We start from the raw sequence: 15184 nt of genomic DNA, 5'->3' as shown, positions 1-15184 counted from the left end.
TACAAATGTTTAAGTCATAAATAGAAATTAGTTCAATTTGTTATTGCAATTGAGCGTTATTTATTATTAAAAATAATTTATAAAAAACTTGAAATTTATTAATATGATTTTGAATAATAATATCAAACCTAGAGAGGGTGCGGTATTTATGAATGATAAATGGAATTTTAGCATGGATGAAAAAACGATGAACATATATAGGAATTTAAATGAACAAATAGATAAGGTATTTAGACATACTCGTCAAGGCAGTATCAAGACGAGATATCGTTATGAAGATGGAATGAACCATTTTGCTAAGTTTCTAGCGGAAACTTTTAAAAAGCAGAATTTAAACAAAATAGAAAATAAGCATTTACAAGCATATGTTAAGCAAATGCAGGAAAGTGGTTATTCTAAATCTTATATTACTACTAATCTATCTGCAATAAGATTTTTTGCAGATGTAAGAGGTGGTGACAGTAAAAAACTATCTATCAATAAAGAATTAGGGGTATTGCCTAGAACTAGAGAAGATAGAATAGGAAGCAATAAAGCATGGAATGATACAGAAGTTAAAAGGTTTATTGAATATGCTAATAACAAGAATGAATTCAGGTATGCTGATATGGTAAATTTGTCATATTCACATGGACTTCGAGTACATGAAGTTGCAAGGCTTGATAAGAGTCAATTAGGTGATGCATTAGAAAAAGGTTTTCTAACTGTAAATGGTAAGGGTGGGTTAATTAGGAGTATTCCTTTAAGTAATAAGGAACTAGTTGAAAGACTTTATAAAGAAACAAAGTCTGGCGAAAAGGTATTTATCAATAAAGAAGAAAAGACACATAAGGTTATAAATAATTTGCAAGTATTTATTTATAACCACAATAAGGAATTTAGAAATAGCGATAAATCATTAACATTTCATGGTTTAAGACATGCTTATTCTCAAAGAAGATATAGGGAATTAACCCAAAAAGATTTAATGATTATAGTGCAAGGTTAAAAGTTTCTAGAGAATTAGAATATTTTAGAGTAGAAATAACAGATATTTATTTAAGTTAGAAAAATTTAATAAAAAAGTTTACTCATTTCTTGAAATTAGAAAAAGCATTTGTATAATGCAAGAACATAAGTTAATTGCTTTTCAGGAAATGGATAGGCTGTTGCCCCCTTGCAAGTTCATGTAACTAACGCTGTGATTGAGGTTGCCAACATTTCATGAAGAGTTAATATAAATATAATTTCTAAAGGAGTGTTGATTATGGATGATGGGGCAAATTATGCATTTATAGGTGTTGATGTTCACAAAGAACAGCATACTGCTGTTGTTATAGATTGGTGGACAAGGGTATTGGGAGAGTTTACATTTGAAAGTAAAATTTCAGTGTACCCAGAATTTATAAAGGAATTAAAGAAAAAAATTCCCGAAAACTTAAACTTAATATTTGGACTTGAAGATGTTGGGTGAAATGGAAGAAGTTTAGCAGTTTTCTTAAAAGAAAATGGATATATTGTAAAAGAAGTTAATCCTTCATATTCTTCATCAGAAAGAAAAAGTTATCCTATACTACGCTTAAAAATGATACTTGGGATGCAAAGTGTATAGCCGAGGTATTGGTAAAGAAAATAGATATTTTAAAGGAAGCAAATCCGAATGATTTATATTGGACTTTAAAACAATTTGTATATAGAAGAGATTCTATTGTAAAATCATTATCTATAACAAAAATACAACTACATGAACAATTGACAAAAAGTTATACGAGTTATAAGAAATTTTTTGCTGAAATTGAAGGAAAAACTGCTTTGGCATTTTGGGAAAAGTATCCTTCACCAAGCAAATTGAAAAATATAACTACTAAAGAATTAAAAGAATTTTTGCTAGAAGCGAGTAATAATTCTTGTTCAACAAAGAAAGCAGAAAGTATTTTAAGTTTTATAGCAGGAGATGGAGATACTTTTAGAGAATATCAAGAGCATAGGGATGAACTTGTAAGAAGTTATGTTAGATATATAAGATTTTGTAGGGAAGAGATTGAAGAATTAGAAAGCCATATGAAGAAGATAATATCTAAACTTGATTATAAGTTAGAAACACTGACAGGTGTAGGAATCGTTACTGCATCTCAAATAATAGCGGAGATAGGTGACATTAATAGATTTGAAAGTGCTGATAAATTAGCAAAGTATGCAGGTTGCTCCTACTAATTTTTCTTCAGCAGGTAAAGGCAGAGATGTTAAGAGCAAACAAGGGAATAGAAGGCTTAATGGTGTTTTGTTTCTTCTTGCTAAGCAACAAGTTCAATTAACAAAAAATACTGGAAAGCCAAGAAATCCAATATTATATGACTATTATTTAAGGAAAACAGGTGAGAGAAAGTCAAAATCAAAAGTACCAGCCTTAATATGCATTATGAGAAGGCTTGTAAACATAATATACGGGATGATGAAAAACAAGACAGAATATGTTATGGAGTATAGGTGAAATCAGATATTAGAGGTGGTAGTTAAAACTATCACCTTAAACTTTTATTAATTTTCATTTGATTGAGGGGGTAAGTAAAGATGCATGGAAAGAAATATCCAAAGAGCTTACGGACAAAGCAACAGATGTAAGTTCTTGGAGTAAAGGCAGTTTTGATTCTGCACAAGATTCTTTAGCATATCATTTTGATAAGCATGCAAGTGAAGTTGGTGCTACAAGTGTTGAACAATATATGAGGAAAGCTGAAGGTTTTATGCAAAATCTAAGAGGGGCTAAGAAGTATGGTGTTGATGGAGCTGTTGAAGGTACAATAAGGTATGTCAAGAATGGAAAATATATTGATTTAGCACCTGATGGAACTATAATATCATTTGGAAAGAGGTAGAAGAAAGTGGAATGGAGAAATATAAAAATTAAAGGAATAGGCAATATTGAAAAGTGTGTTGGAGAATTTAATGTTACTGAAACACTAAAGACACCATATGGTAAATTTAAAGTTAAAGTTTACGAAAGACAAAATGGTAAATATGTAGGATATACAAATCTTCAACTCAAAGATGAGGAGGGATGTGCATTCGCTGGAGTTGGCCATGGTGAAACTATTGAACAAGCATTGCAAGATACAATTGAGTATTTTTTGAGCATGATTAATGAAAAGCAAAGTCTTAATGAAGAAGATTTTGAGTGTTCAGACCCTTTTGATTTTTAGTTATGTGCTTGATTCATATAATTCTAACTGCAGAATAATTGTAAAACTCAATGCAATATTCTAAACTAATTAAGGTGTAACCAAAAGGGTTTGAAACTTATAGGTTTGAAATGGTCTCCAGAAATAAATTTAGATGCATAATAATAATTCTGTAGTAAGTTTGTAGATTACCACATCAAAAAAATACTCTAAAAACAACAAACAGCCATCAAAAAGAGGTTTCAATGCTAGTTACTATAGAAAATATAGGATATACTGTAAAATCTTCTTTTGATGTTTGATTCAAGCTAATATCAAAATTCCAATGGATGCTGTAAAGGTATCTGTTGGAATTTTTCTTTCTAAGGTCTAACTTGGATGCAATAGGACATCAGCAGTTTAGCTTCTAAATTTTAAATCCATTGATATCACTAGTGTTTTTAGAAATTTAAAAAGTGTATCAAATTCGGAGAATTTTCACTATAAATGAAGCCTCATTTTTGTTAAGCTATTAACTGAAATGAGGTTTTGTAATTGAGAAAAAATTACTTTGCAAAATTAGTAAAATATATGAAGAATGTTTATAATATTGATGATGGATTAAATGAATTAACAGATGGAAGAATTAATCCTACATATGATACCACAAAGGTTGTAACACTTGTACTTTTAGGCTTTTTACTTAGAATAAAAAGTTTTAATGAATTAAATCTGATGATTAAAAATAATGAATTCAGCAAACTATTTCCTAGGGGTACAAGGCTACTACTGGTCGATGCTATTAGAGATACTCTTAAAGTCATTGATATTAAAGGTTTGAAAGAAATAAATGAATATATAATAAAAAGGGCAGTAGAAAATAAAGTTTTTAAAAATGGAACAATTGATGGATATACAGTGGCTGCTATAGATGGAACGAAATTCTTTGGAAGTAATAAGAAAAGTTGTCCAGAATGTTTGAGGAATAAAACTCATTGTTTTCACAGTGGAGCCGTAATGCAATAGTAGGAGATGGGCCAAAGCTTGTTATTGACTTTGAGAATTATAGGGTAGGACAAGATTCTGCATCAAAGGGTGAAGGAGAACAAAATGTAGCAAAAAGACTGCTTACAGATGTAGTAAGCGTTCATAAAAGTTTAATTGAAGTTGTAGTTTATGATGCTCTTGCCTGTAATTCTGTTTGGATTAATCATGCATAGAACAGGGTATTGATGCAATTGTAAGAACAAAGAATAACAATAATAACAGCATTAAAGATGTTAAAAAGAAGGTAAATAAGTCAGAGATAGTTGAAGTTTGGATAGATGAAAAAGGCTTTGAAAAAATTGAGGCATATGAGTCGGTATTTACTATGGACAAGGTATTAGAACCATTACGATTTGTGAAGTATACAATGAAATATCAAAATAAAAAGAGGTCACAAATCATGATTATAACAACTTGTATGGATATGAAACTTAAGACTTTATTCAAAATAATAAGAGCACGTTGGGACATTGAAAATTCTATTTTTAATAATCTGAAAAAAGAATGTGGCTTAGAACATTGCTTTGTACATGGTGGCAAAGCAGTTGAAGCAGTAATTTATTTGATATTTATTGCATCAAACATAATGTAATTATTTCTATTTAGGAGGCTCAGAAATCAATTTTTAACGCAACGAGAAATTGTACGACTTTTATTAAAAGGATTATATCTAATGAATGGCAAATCTGAATTGATTTTTTATGGTACATAAAAAGTAAAAAATATAATATGGAAGAAATAATTTTGGGGTAAGGGGAAAGTCTATCTATTTTTAGAATATTGGATATTTTCAAGCAAGAGCTAATGGAAAATATTTATAAATTTCTGTATAATCATAGCAACAGCTAGATTGCTCACATTAAATAAAATGAAAGGATGATTTAAGTTGGATAAAGATATTTTGAATGAGTATGGTAAGATATTAATATCAGATGTTAGGGATAGAACTATACATTCAATGGATATGATGTTAAGTGGGAAAATGAATGGGGTAACGGCAAAGCGCATATTGGAGAAAGTTTCGAGTTTTAGTGAAAGTCAATTAGAATCATTAAAATGGCTAATACCTAAAATTGTAGATTTAAGTCTACATAATATGCTTGTTATGATTGAGGAAAATGATGAGATTAATGTAGAAATAAGTGCTGGAGATGTATCTAATAATATAAAAGAAGTAAGTGATGGATTGCCTGGAGAATTATATACGGAGGATGGGTGGATAATGAAATATAGCAATGAAAGGTATGAGGAAGGAATATAGGATTTATTTTTAAATATAAATATCACTAAATCAAATATATAAAATTCTTACTGCAACTAACTTTCTATGATAATAATTTAATAAGATATATGGCTAAATCATAAGCTATATATCTTATTTTTACATAAATCAAATTTAATTGTATATAACCTTTGGAAAAATGATATTGTATTCGACAACTTAGTATCCATGACTAAGAATTAATATAGATACTATGATGGAAGTGGTACAATAAAGTAGATACCAAGATAAGATAAAAATATGAAAAGGTGTTTTGCTTTATGAGAATCTATTGATGGCTTTCTTTATAATATTTATTTTGGATGTAAGAAATCTAGTGAAATAAATAACTTGATAGTATAGGTCTCTAAGCTTTAAGGAAATTCAGCTATAGAAAAAATACTCCTAAAAATAACAATGCATATACAATGTACTTATAAAAATAAAGACTAACATTTTAGAGGATTATCTACTTTGTTAGTCTATTTTATTTTAATAAAAACAAAATAGAAAAACGCAAATGATTCTGTAAATATAAAAGCTAGTAATATCAACGATCTACCTATTTGCTAATTTAGTACATAATTATGTGTTTTTTGGTGCGAATTATTAAAATACTATACTTTTGTATAATATACATATTTTATAAAAAACGTATAATATATGGTGATGATGAAAAATTTCATTTATTAGGGGGAAAATAAAAAAACAGAAAAAAGTGTAGGGGGATTTTTAAAAAATATTTTGATTTTAGTACAAGATGGGGGTAAATACATGTTAAAAAAAATTGTATCAATATTAGTTATTTTAATAACATTTCTTCTGAGTCAAGGCGGTGCATTTGCAGATGATTCAACAGACGCATCAAAAATAACTTGGATTGAAGGTCCAAAGACTGTGGATATTGGAAGTGATTTAGCAAAGTTGGATTTGCCTAGTGATTATGTCTTTGCAGATGGAAAAGATGCAAAGGAAATAATGAAGGAAATGGATAATACTGTTACTAATAAGGAACAGGGCATAGTGTTCTCGAAAGACAATACTCAAAACTGGTATGTTCTATTTGAGTTTGATGATATGGGATATGTTAGAGATAATGATGCAGATAAAATAGATGCAGACAAATTATTATCTGAGATAAAAGATGGAACAGAAGAAGATAACAAGGAAAGAGTAAAAAGTGGAAAGTCTACCTTAGACATAATTGGATGGGATGAGACGCCACACTATGACTCTAATACACATAATTTGGTTTGGTCAGTGTTAGCTAAAAGTGATGGTAGAGAAATAATTAATTATAATGTGAGAATTTTGGGCCGTGGAGGAGTAACAGAAGTCACATTGGTTGCAGATAAGGATGAAATGGAAAAGGCTAAACCTAATTTAGAAACTATAGTTAGCAAGTATTCTTATAAAGAAGGTAACAGATACATTGATTATGTAAAAGGAGATAAAGTGGCTCAAGTAGGAGGATTAGCAGCATTAATTGCAGGTGGTGCAGGAGTAGCAAAACTAGGTATATTCGCTAAGATACTTATTGTACTTAAAAAGATATGGATATTAATTATAGTTGGTATAGGAGGAGTATTTAAAAAGATAGCAGGTATATTTAGGAGAAGATCTAAGATTAACAATAGTACTAATTTGAATTCAAATGAAATTGAGTTTAATGAGAATCCTCAAATGGATGCAAAGAATGAAATAGCTTCAACGTCATCTGATTCGCAAGAGGAATCTAATTAGTTATAGATATTTTTAAATAGATGATGAAAGGTTATAGATTAAATAAATCTATAGCCTTTTAACATATATGCAATAATAATTATTTTAAATAAGATAAAAAATTGTCTATAATAATATATCATTAACAAATGGAAATGTAAAAGTGTTCGAAGGTATATTTAAAGAATTTGTAATTAATAATTTACGCTATTTTGATATATCAGGAAAAGAAATTAAAGTTACTCAAGGCTAAAATATAGAATTTATAAGGTGGTTTAGAAAACAGACTACCTTATTTTTATTTGTTAATTCTTTCTGGTTATAATGAAAAATTAGATTAAATTACGCTGATTATTTCTTACGGATAGCTGTAGTAGTAAAAGTAAAAATTAAGCGACGCTTTTAGAAATACCATTTAAGTACAAGAATAAGATGATTCTTATATTGATATACTAGCTAATAAATAACAATACTCAATTCTTGTATTTATGATATAATTAATTAAAATTCTAGATATTTTTTATAAAAGAGATGTAGAATACATAGAATGTTTAACGTTAACATAAAAAAGGGAGAACGAATATGAAAAAGAATAATTATTTATCAACAATTTTAATTCTGATAGCTACTGTATTTAGTTTTTATATTATTGGGAAAAACTTTCTTTCTCAGGTAAATCAGGGAGGGATTAAAACAGCCTTACCACTGCTGATTCCAGCATTAATTCTAATTATTCCTTTAATAGCACTGCTTATAATAATGATAATTAGAGAAGTAAAGTATGGAAAACTTCTTGCTGGCGGGGTAAAAAGTGTTGGAATTATTAAAAAATCAACACAGACAGGAAACTATATAAGGAAACGACCAGAAGTAAAATTTGAGCTTACTATTTTAGAAGAAGATGGTGCTGAGTTCAATGGAGAAGTAATAGCAACTGTTCATTCAGGTGAATTAGAATTTCTTAAAGAGGGAGAGGCAATTCCTATTATCTACAAGAGTAATGATAAAAAGCAGATATATATTGATAGAAAACCAAATATAAATAAGCTTAAAGAGCAAATTAATAAGTATAGAACAAAAAACAATATTAAATAGCTTAAATAATATTTAAAATGAATCTTTGGTATAAACAGCATGATTTTTAGCTAATACTAGCTTTATATGAAAAATACAATAAAGCAAAGGAAGGAGTTAAAATCAGCATATTTTATGCGGATTTTTATGAAAAGATGTTTATACCTAAAAGAATTATATTTGAAAAGGATTCATTGAATTATGAAATAGCTCGAAATATTTTAAATAAGTTTAAAGATAAAGAGGATATTGAAATTATTAATTTGACTTCTAATAAATTGAAGCAGCACATTCCAGGAGAGGATTTTTATTCTCAATATAGGGAAGGGAAAAAGACCTTGGTTGTTGGAATAAAGAAAAGCTTAAAATTTCAATCCTGCAAACCATCAGCCCATTATCAGTTACCATTAGTATCTGGATGCATTGGACAATGTGAATATTGTTACTTGAATACAAAGCTCGGTGATAAGCCATTTGTAAAAGTTCATGTTAATATTGAGGAAATCCTTGCTCAGGCTCAAAAGTATATGAGTGAGAGAGGTAAAGATATAACTATATTTGAAGGAGCTGCTACATCAGATCCTGTTCCTGTGGAACCATATACTCATTCCTTAGAAAGAGCTATAGAGTTTTTTGGGAGCAATGAAAATGCTAGGTTTAGGTTTGTTACTAAATATGATGATGTAGATTCTTTACTTAACTTAAAACATAATGGTCATACAGAAATGAGATTTACTATTAATACTTCATATGTTATAGATCAATATGAGCATGCAACAGCTTCACGTGATTTAAGGATAGAAGCAAGCATTAAAGCAGCCGAGGCCGGATATCCTATAGGTTTTTTAATTGCACCTGTATTTATATATCCAAATTGGAAGGAAGAATATCATGATTTGTTACTAAAATTAAGTAATAGACTTCCAAAGGATTTGAAATTTCCTGTGACCTTTGAAATAATATCTCATAGATACACGAGTACAGCTAAAAATATAATCCTTAAGGTATTTCCAGAAACCAAGTTACCAATGAATGATGAGGAACGTAAGTTTAAATATGGTCAATTCGGATATGGAAAGTATGTATATCAAAAAGAGAATTTAGATGAGATGAAGGAATTTTTTATAAGTGAGATAGAGAGACTATTTGTAAATAAGGAAATTAAATATGTTATATAAATTTGTAAGAAGTTAGATGTAAGCTATATCTTAATCAGGATAGTAGTTTTGCGCTAAATTGCTATAGAATATGTCTGTGAACTTTAGAAATACAGAAGTTTACAGTTATATTTTAAAAGTAATACTGGCACAAGGCTACTATTTTTGCATTATAGCTGCTAATTTTTCATACAAAATAAAATTGCTGGTTATAATACTAAAGATAATAGGATTTTATAGTAAGCTTCTTATAATAGATTTTCTAAATCACATAAGAATTAATTCATATAAAAATTATAAGAATTATCTAAAAAAGTCTTGACTATGTGAATATGGAGGAATATACTAATAACATAGTAAACAGATAAGAATTATACGGAAACTAAAGGAGTGGTTTAAATGTCAAAGATATATAAGAATTTAGCTGAATTAGTAGGAAGAACACCATTATTAGAAGTAGCAAACTATAGTGCAGGAAAAGATTTGAAAGCAACTATATTAACTAAATTAGAATATTTTAATCCAGCAGGAAGCGTTAAAGATAGAATTGCAAAGGCTATGATTGAAGATGCTGAAAAGAAAGGCGTATTAAAGCCAGGATCAGTAATAATTGAACCAACTAGTGGTAACACAGGAATCGGAGTTGCATCTGTAGGTACTGCAAAAGGTTATAAAGTTATAATTGTTATGCCGGAAACAATGAGTGTAGAAAGACGTAGTCTTATAAAAGCTTATGGTGCAGAAATAGTTTTAACAGAAGGAGCTAAAGGAATGAAAGGAGCAATTGCTAAAGCTGATGAATTAGCAAGTGAAACTCCAAATTCATTTATACCAGGACAATTCGTAAATCCAGCTAATCCTGAAATACACAAAAATACAACAGGACCTGAAATTTGGGAAGATACAGATGGAAAAGTTGATATATTTGTTGCAGGTGTAGGAACAGGTGGAACTGTAACAGGTGTTGGAGAATATTTAAAATCTCAAAATCCAAATGTTAAGATTGTAGCAGTAGAGCCAGCAGATTCACCAGTATTATCTGAAGGTAAATCAGGCCCACACAAAATACAAGGCATTGGTGCAGGATTTGTTCCAGATGTTTTAAACACTAAAATATATGATGAAATAATAACAGTAAAAAATGAAGATGCATTTACAGGATCTAGAGAGTTATCTAAAAAAGAAGGATTACTTGTTGGGATTTCTTCAGGAGCTGCTATATTTGCCGCAACTGAACTTGCAAAACGTCCAGAAAACGCTGGAAAGACAATAGTAGCATTATTACCTGATACAGGAGAACGTTACTTATCAACAGCTTTATTTGAAGAAAAATAAAATATGATTGTAAAGAGATTAAAGAATCATTAAATATATATAAGTATTAGAGGTGTTGTGCCAGAAATTAGCACAGTACCTTTTTTTATTTGCATGGAAAGTTATAGAATTATATTAGACTGGAAAATTCATAAAATAAGGAGCTAGGCAGGTTTTAATTGACAATTTACAATGAACAATTGAGAAGTAGCATAGAGACTTTTTATTGTATATGGCATTAAGTAATTAATTAAGTTGAAGATAAAAAAAATTCTGATATAATTAAAGTTACAGGTGTATATACACTTGTAATACGAATCGGAAAGAAGTGTAAATATGAAGGCAGACTTAGTAAACGAAATATTAAAACTGAAAAAAGAGAAGAATGCAGTTATTCTTGCTCATTATTATCAGCCAGGAATCATACAAGAATTAGCAGATTTTGTAGGGGACTCGTATTATTTAAGTGAAGTAGCCAGAGATTGCAGCGAGGAAGTTATAATGTTTTGTGGAGTAAGATTTATGGCAGAAAGTGCAAAGATACTATCTCCGCAGAAAACAGTTTTAATGCCATGTCCTAGTGCTGGCTGCTCAATGGCAGATATGGCTAGTGGTAAGGCGTTACTAGAACTTAAAGAAAAATATCCTGATGCCTATGTTGTATGTTACATAAATTCAACTTACAACGTAAAAGCACATTGTGATGTAGCAGTAACTTCTTCAAGTGCCTTAAAGATATTAAAAAATGTTGAAAATAAACAGATTATGTTTTTACCAGATAGAAATTTAGGACAATATGTTTCGGAGTTTTTCCCAGATAAAGAATTTATATTATGGGATGGATTCTGCAGATGCCATAACAAAATAAGCAGGGAAGACATATTAAAAGTAAAAGCAGAGCATAAGGATGCTAAGGTACTAGTTCATCCTGAATGTCCAAAAGGAATTAGAGATATGGCAGATTATATAGGAAGTACTAGCGGAATAATAGATTATGCAACTAAAGATACGGGAAGTGAATTTATCATAGGAACAGAAGAAGGGATTTTACATGAACTAAAGAAGAAAAATCCAAACAAAAGTTTTTTCATTCCTGGAGATAGAATATGTTGCCAGGATATGAAGAAGACAACCCTTGAGAACATATATGATGCCCTATTAAACATGAATAACGAAATAACCTTAGATGAAGAAACTAGAATAAAGGCTCTAAGATCTTTAGAAAATATGCATAAACTAGGATCTTTAGAGGCTGTAAATAAGTAAGAAGGTTATATATGAATAAATTTGTTGATGTATTAATAGTAGGTTCAGGGGTATCAGGCCTATATTGTGCATTAAACTTAAATAATAATTTAAATGTTTTAGTTGTATGCAAGGACAAAATAGATTGCAGCAATACTTATTTGGCACAAGGAGGAATATCGGTTGCCAGAGATGAAGAGGACATTCCTTTATATATTGAAGATACATTAAAAGCGGGGCAGTATAAGAACAATTTAGAAGCTGTTAAAGTTTTAGCATCTGAATCAAGAGTAAATATAAATAAGCTTATAGAAATGGGGCTTTATTTTGATAGAGATGAGGATGGAAGTTTAAATTATACAAAGGAAGGCGCTCATTCCTTAAATAGAATAGTTCACACAAAGGATAATACAGGAGAAAGCACTGCGAAAATCTTAATTGAAAAAGTAAAACAGAAAGACAATATAAATATTTATGAAGATACTTATTTTATTGATATTATAGAAAAAGAAGGTATATGCATTGGGGCAGTACTTATAAGAGAAAATGAGCAGATAAATATTTATGCAAAGGCTCTAGTACTTGCAACTGGAGGCATAGGTGGCTTGTACAATAATTCAACAAACCAGAGAATTCTAACTGGAGATGGAATAGCAGCTGCAGTGAAACATGATATAGAATTAGAAGATATAAATTATATTCAAATTCACCCAACTGCCTTTTATGAGGAAGAAAAAGATCAAAGGAGATTCTTGATATCTGAATCTTTGAGAGGGGAAGGCGGAATCCTTACTAATATATATGGAAAAAGGTTTATAAATGAACTTTTGCCAAGAGACGTGGTATCTCAAGCTGTATATGAGCAAATTAAGGAAACCGAGACGCCTTATGTGAATTTAGATATAAGATTTTTAGGAGAGGATTATATAAAAAATAGATTTACTACTATTTATAAAGAATGTTTAAAGAGAGGAAATGATATTACAAAGGATTATATTAAGGTTTCACCTGCTCAGCATTTTTTTATGGGAGGAATAAAGGTAGATCTGAATTCGAAAACCTCTATGGAAAATTTATTTGCAGTAGGTGAAACAAGCTGTACAGGAGTACATGGAGCTAACAGGCTTGCAAGCAACTCGCTCCTTGAAGGGCTTGTATTTTCAAGAAGAGCTGCAAAATTTATCAACGATATTGTGGATAAAATGGAAAATAAAGTTTTAACTGTGGATAACTTAAATAAATCTGTAGAAGAAATATCCATGGAGAATAAAGAGCTTGTAAAAGCACTTATAAAAGAAAGAGGTGGCATATTAGATGATCAATTACTTAGTTGTAGATAAGATAATAAAAGCTGCACTTATTGAGGATATTCCAAATGAAGATATAACAACTAATTCAATTATAAACGAAGAAAGCATAGCAACTGTGGAATTGTTATGCAAAGAAGAAGGCATAATTGCAGGGCTTGATGTATTTAAAAGGGTATTTGAGATATTAGGGAATGTAGAAGTAGAATTTTATAAAGGCGATGGAGATAAAGTCTTTCCAAAAGAAAAAGTAGCTTTTTTAAAGGGAAGCACTAGAAATTTATTGATGGGAGAAAGATTAGCATTAAATCTGCTGCAAAGAATGAGTGGAATAGCTACCTTGACAAATAAATTTGTTCAAGAGATATGTCAAACAAATACGAAATTATTAGATACAAGAAAAACAACACCTAATCTTAGAATTTTAGAAAAATATTCAGTGAAAGTTGGGGGAGGCTGCAATCACAGATTTAATTTATCTGATGGAGTGATGCTTAAGGATAATCATATAAGTGCGGCTGGAGGAATAAAAAATGCTGTAGAGCTTGCAAGAGAGAATTCCTCCTTTGTAAGAAAGATTGAAGTTGAAACTGAGAATCTTGAAATGGTAAAGGAAGCATTGGAAGCAAAAGCTGATATAATAATGCTTGATAATATGAGTTTAAGTTTAGCAAAAGAAGCAGTAGAGCTTATAAATAAAAGGGCTTTAATAGAGTTTTCAGGAAACGTGGAATTAAGTAATATTAAAAAAATAGCAGAATTAGGAGTAGATTATATATCAGTTGGGGCTTTAACGCATTCTGCAAAAATACTTGATTTAAGTATGAAGAATTTGACTTTGGTTTAATATATATATCTAAAACAAGAATTAGATTTATGCAACAATTACCGAAATTACATACATATTTGTTTTAGCGGACTTATGAAATTTTCGCTGGAAAGTCATAAATGGGAGCTCGCATCCATTTCTGCATGTTACTCACACAGGTTAAGGATAAGCAACAATTGGAACAATCTCCCGTTAAGAAACTTTGAAACAGCTCAATTTCAAATTCCGATTGTACAAATATGTATGTGATTTCTAGTATAGATGGATAGAAAAGTTTAAGAAGAATATATTATTCATTAATTTATATATATAATACACCAGTTAGGAATGTTGTGAACTACATTTAAATACTAATTATGTTTATAAAGAGAATTCCAATTGATAATCTCTTGTGTCACATTCATATAGTTCTTTGTTTATTTCTTCGGCCTCTTTACATCCTATTGCAAAGTAAAATGCAATTGTTTCCTCAGCAGAACCAGCACAAATGTAAATTTTATCTGCGTTCCATTCTCTTGCTACATTTGCAGAAAGCATAAATAATTTTTTGCCTATTCCTTCATTTCTACATTCTAATGTTATAAACAATTGGTCTAATAAAACATAATTATGCATTTCACCAAAGAACTGGCGATTAATTGTTGCAAAGCCTAATAATTTATTATTGCTATTAAAAGCACCAATTGCACTTCCCTTATTTAAAACAGTTTCTTTTAAATGGCTGATGTGATATTCATAACCATTCGGCCAGTCGCAATCTTGGTAATTTATTTCTACTAATTGGCGTTTTCCATCTACTTCTCTCCAAGCTTTTCCTATATATTGAGATGGGTTCATTTCATTTATACACTGACACTCTTCTAATGTTAATTTTCTATATATAACACTACTCATAAAGGTACCTCCACTTATACTTAATATCTATAATGATCGTCTTAATCTACAATTATGCATATTATACCATAATTGTATTTATGTAAAAAATAATACATGCAAATACTGAAGTTATATACTTTTACTTTGATTAAGGATAAGTTAAAATGCCCAGAATATAAGAATATAAGAATATAAGAATATAAGAATATAAGAAT

At 29.7% G+C, this 15184-nt stretch carries 18 protein-coding genes; 17 read left to right on the top strand and 1 reads right to left on the bottom strand.

The annotated features are described in order from the left end of the window. The first annotated feature begins 148 nt into the window (after positions 1-148). The 17 genes from CLOBL_RS24210 (at position 149) to nadC (ending at position 14111) form a co-directional block, all read left to right on the top strand. Complete coding sequence (locus tag CLOBL_RS24210; RefSeq protein WP_077861358.1) at positions 149-988, top strand: tyrosine-type recombinase/integrase; 840 nt, start codon at positions 149-151, stop codon at positions 986-988. 258 nt (positions 989-1246) lie between these two features. Further along, the gene (locus CLOBL_RS29205; protein WP_347472974.1) at positions 1247-1453 is read left to right on the top strand and encodes a hypothetical protein; all 207 of its coding nucleotides are present in this window, start codon (positions 1247-1249) and stop codon (positions 1451-1453) included. 146 nt (positions 1454-1599) lie between these two features. Further along, positions 1600-2193, top strand: coding sequence for a transposase (locus CLOBL_RS29200; protein ID WP_347472973.1), 594 nt, complete (start codon positions 1600-1602; stop codon positions 2191-2193). Further along, complete coding sequence (locus CLOBL_RS29195) at positions 2174-2470, top strand: hypothetical protein (RefSeq protein WP_347472972.1); 297 nt, start codon at positions 2174-2176, stop codon at positions 2468-2470. Before CLOBL_RS29200 ends, CLOBL_RS29195 begins: the two co-directional genes overlap by 20 nt. 58 nt (positions 2471-2528) lie before the next feature. Next, positions 2529-2855, top strand: a complete 327-nt coding sequence (locus CLOBL_RS24200; protein WP_077861357.1) for a hypothetical protein — start codon at positions 2529-2531, stop codon at positions 2853-2855. Between the two features lie 6 nt (positions 2856-2861). Further along, a complete protein-coding gene (locus CLOBL_RS24195) occupies positions 2862-3179 on the top strand; it encodes a hypothetical protein (protein ID WP_077861356.1) in 318 nt (105 codons plus the stop codon). A 513-nt stretch (positions 3180-3692) separates the two neighbouring features. After that, positions 3693-4163 carry a hypothetical protein gene (locus tag CLOBL_RS24190; RefSeq protein ID WP_077861355.1) on the top strand — a complete coding sequence of 157 codons (471 nt, stop codon included), beginning with the start codon at positions 3693-3695 and terminating at the stop codon, positions 4161-4163. Then, positions 4133-4357, top strand: coding sequence for a hypothetical protein (locus CLOBL_RS28700; RefSeq protein ID WP_242953909.1), 225 nt, complete (start codon positions 4133-4135; stop codon positions 4355-4357). Before CLOBL_RS24190 ends, CLOBL_RS28700 begins: the two co-directional genes overlap by 31 nt. Further along, positions 4354-4776 carry a transposase gene (locus CLOBL_RS28695; RefSeq protein ID WP_347472976.1) on the top strand — a complete coding sequence of 141 codons (423 nt, stop codon included), beginning with the start codon at positions 4354-4356 and terminating at the stop codon, positions 4774-4776. The genes CLOBL_RS28700 and CLOBL_RS28695 overlap by 4 nt, the downstream gene beginning before the upstream one ends. 294 nt (positions 4777-5070) lie before the next feature. Next, a complete protein-coding gene (locus CLOBL_RS24180; RefSeq protein ID WP_077861354.1) occupies positions 5071-5445 on the top strand; it encodes a hypothetical protein in 375 nt (124 codons plus the stop codon). A 774-nt stretch (positions 5446-6219) separates the two neighbouring features. After that, positions 6220-7188 (top strand): DUF2167 domain-containing protein, encoded by a 969-nt coding sequence (locus CLOBL_RS24175; RefSeq protein WP_077861353.1) that lies wholly within the window; start codon positions 6220-6222, stop codon positions 7186-7188. A gap of 561 nt (positions 7189-7749) precedes the next feature. Further along, the gene (locus tag CLOBL_RS24170) at positions 7750-8262 is read left to right on the top strand and encodes a hypothetical protein (RefSeq protein WP_077861352.1); all 513 of its coding nucleotides are present in this window, start codon (positions 7750-7752) and stop codon (positions 8260-8262) included. Positions 8263-8396: 134 nt separating this feature from the next. Then, the gene (gene splB, locus CLOBL_RS24165) at positions 8397-9419 is read left to right on the top strand and encodes a spore photoproduct lyase (RefSeq protein ID WP_077861351.1); all 1023 of its coding nucleotides are present in this window, start codon (positions 8397-8399) and stop codon (positions 9417-9419) included. Between the two features lie 378 nt (positions 9420-9797). Then, a complete protein-coding gene (gene cysK / locus CLOBL_RS24160; RefSeq protein WP_009168631.1) occupies positions 9798-10733 on the top strand; it encodes a cysteine synthase A in 936 nt (311 codons plus the stop codon). 315 nt (positions 10734-11048) lie between these two features. Further along, positions 11049-11978, top strand: a complete 930-nt coding sequence (gene nadA, locus CLOBL_RS24155) for a quinolinate synthase NadA (protein WP_009168632.1) — start codon at positions 11049-11051, stop codon at positions 11976-11978. A gap of 11 nt (positions 11979-11989) precedes the next feature. Continuing rightward, positions 11990-13297 carry an L-aspartate oxidase gene (locus CLOBL_RS24150; protein ID WP_077861350.1) on the top strand — a complete coding sequence of 436 codons (1308 nt, stop codon included), beginning with the start codon at positions 11990-11992 and terminating at the stop codon, positions 13295-13297. Next, positions 13275-14111, top strand: coding sequence for a carboxylating nicotinate-nucleotide diphosphorylase (gene nadC / locus CLOBL_RS24145; protein WP_347472975.1), 837 nt, complete (start codon positions 13275-13277; stop codon positions 14109-14111). The genes CLOBL_RS24150 and nadC overlap by 23 nt, the downstream gene beginning before the upstream one ends. A 342-nt stretch (positions 14112-14453) precedes the next feature. Here the strand turns inward: nadC and CLOBL_RS24140 are convergent, their stop codons facing one another. Further along, positions 14454-14987: a GNAT family N-acetyltransferase gene (locus CLOBL_RS24140; RefSeq protein ID WP_077861348.1), complete on the bottom strand. Its 534-nt coding sequence runs from the start codon at positions 14985-14987 to the stop codon at positions 14454-14456. Positions 14988-15184: the final 197 nt, after the last annotated feature.

The organism is Clostridium sp. BL-8, assembly GCF_002006495.1.
Classification (GTDB): domain Bacteria; phylum Bacillota; class Clostridia; order Clostridiales; family Clostridiaceae; genus Clostridium.
The sequence above is the reverse complement of the archived record's forward strand: the minus strand, read 5'-3'. Positions and strand labels throughout refer to the sequence as shown.

Coding starts and splice junctions, on each gene's coding strand:
- CLOBL_RS24150 (WP_077861350.1), top strand. CDS start 11,990: ATGAATAAATTTGTTGATGTATTAATAGTAGGTTCAGGGGTATCAGGC.
- cysK (WP_009168631.1), top strand. CDS start 9,798: ATGTCAAAGATATATAAGAATTTAGCTGAATTAGTAGGAAGAACACCA.
- CLOBL_RS24170 (WP_077861352.1), top strand. CDS start 7,750: ATGAAAAAGAATAATTATTTATCAACAATTTTAATTCTGATAGCTACT.
- CLOBL_RS29195 (WP_347472972.1), top strand. CDS start 2,174: ATGCAGGTTGCTCCTACTAATTTTTCTTCAGCAGGTAAAGGCAGAGAT.
- CLOBL_RS29205 (WP_347472974.1), top strand. CDS start 1,247: ATGGATGATGGGGCAAATTATGCATTTATAGGTGTTGATGTTCACAAA.
- CLOBL_RS24175 (WP_077861353.1), top strand. CDS start 6,220: ATGTTAAAAAAAATTGTATCAATATTAGTTATTTTAATAACATTTCTT.
- CLOBL_RS24210 (WP_077861358.1), top strand. CDS start 149: ATGAATGATAAATGGAATTTTAGCATGGATGAAAAAACGATGAACATA.
- nadA (WP_009168632.1), top strand. CDS start 11,049: ATGAAGGCAGACTTAGTAAACGAAATATTAAAACTGAAAAAAGAGAAG.
- CLOBL_RS24140 (WP_077861348.1), bottom strand. CDS start 14,987: ATGAGTAGTGTTATATATAGAAAATTAACATTAGAAGAGTGTCAGTGT.
- splB (WP_077861351.1), top strand. CDS start 8,397: ATGTTTATACCTAAAAGAATTATATTTGAAAAGGATTCATTGAATTAT.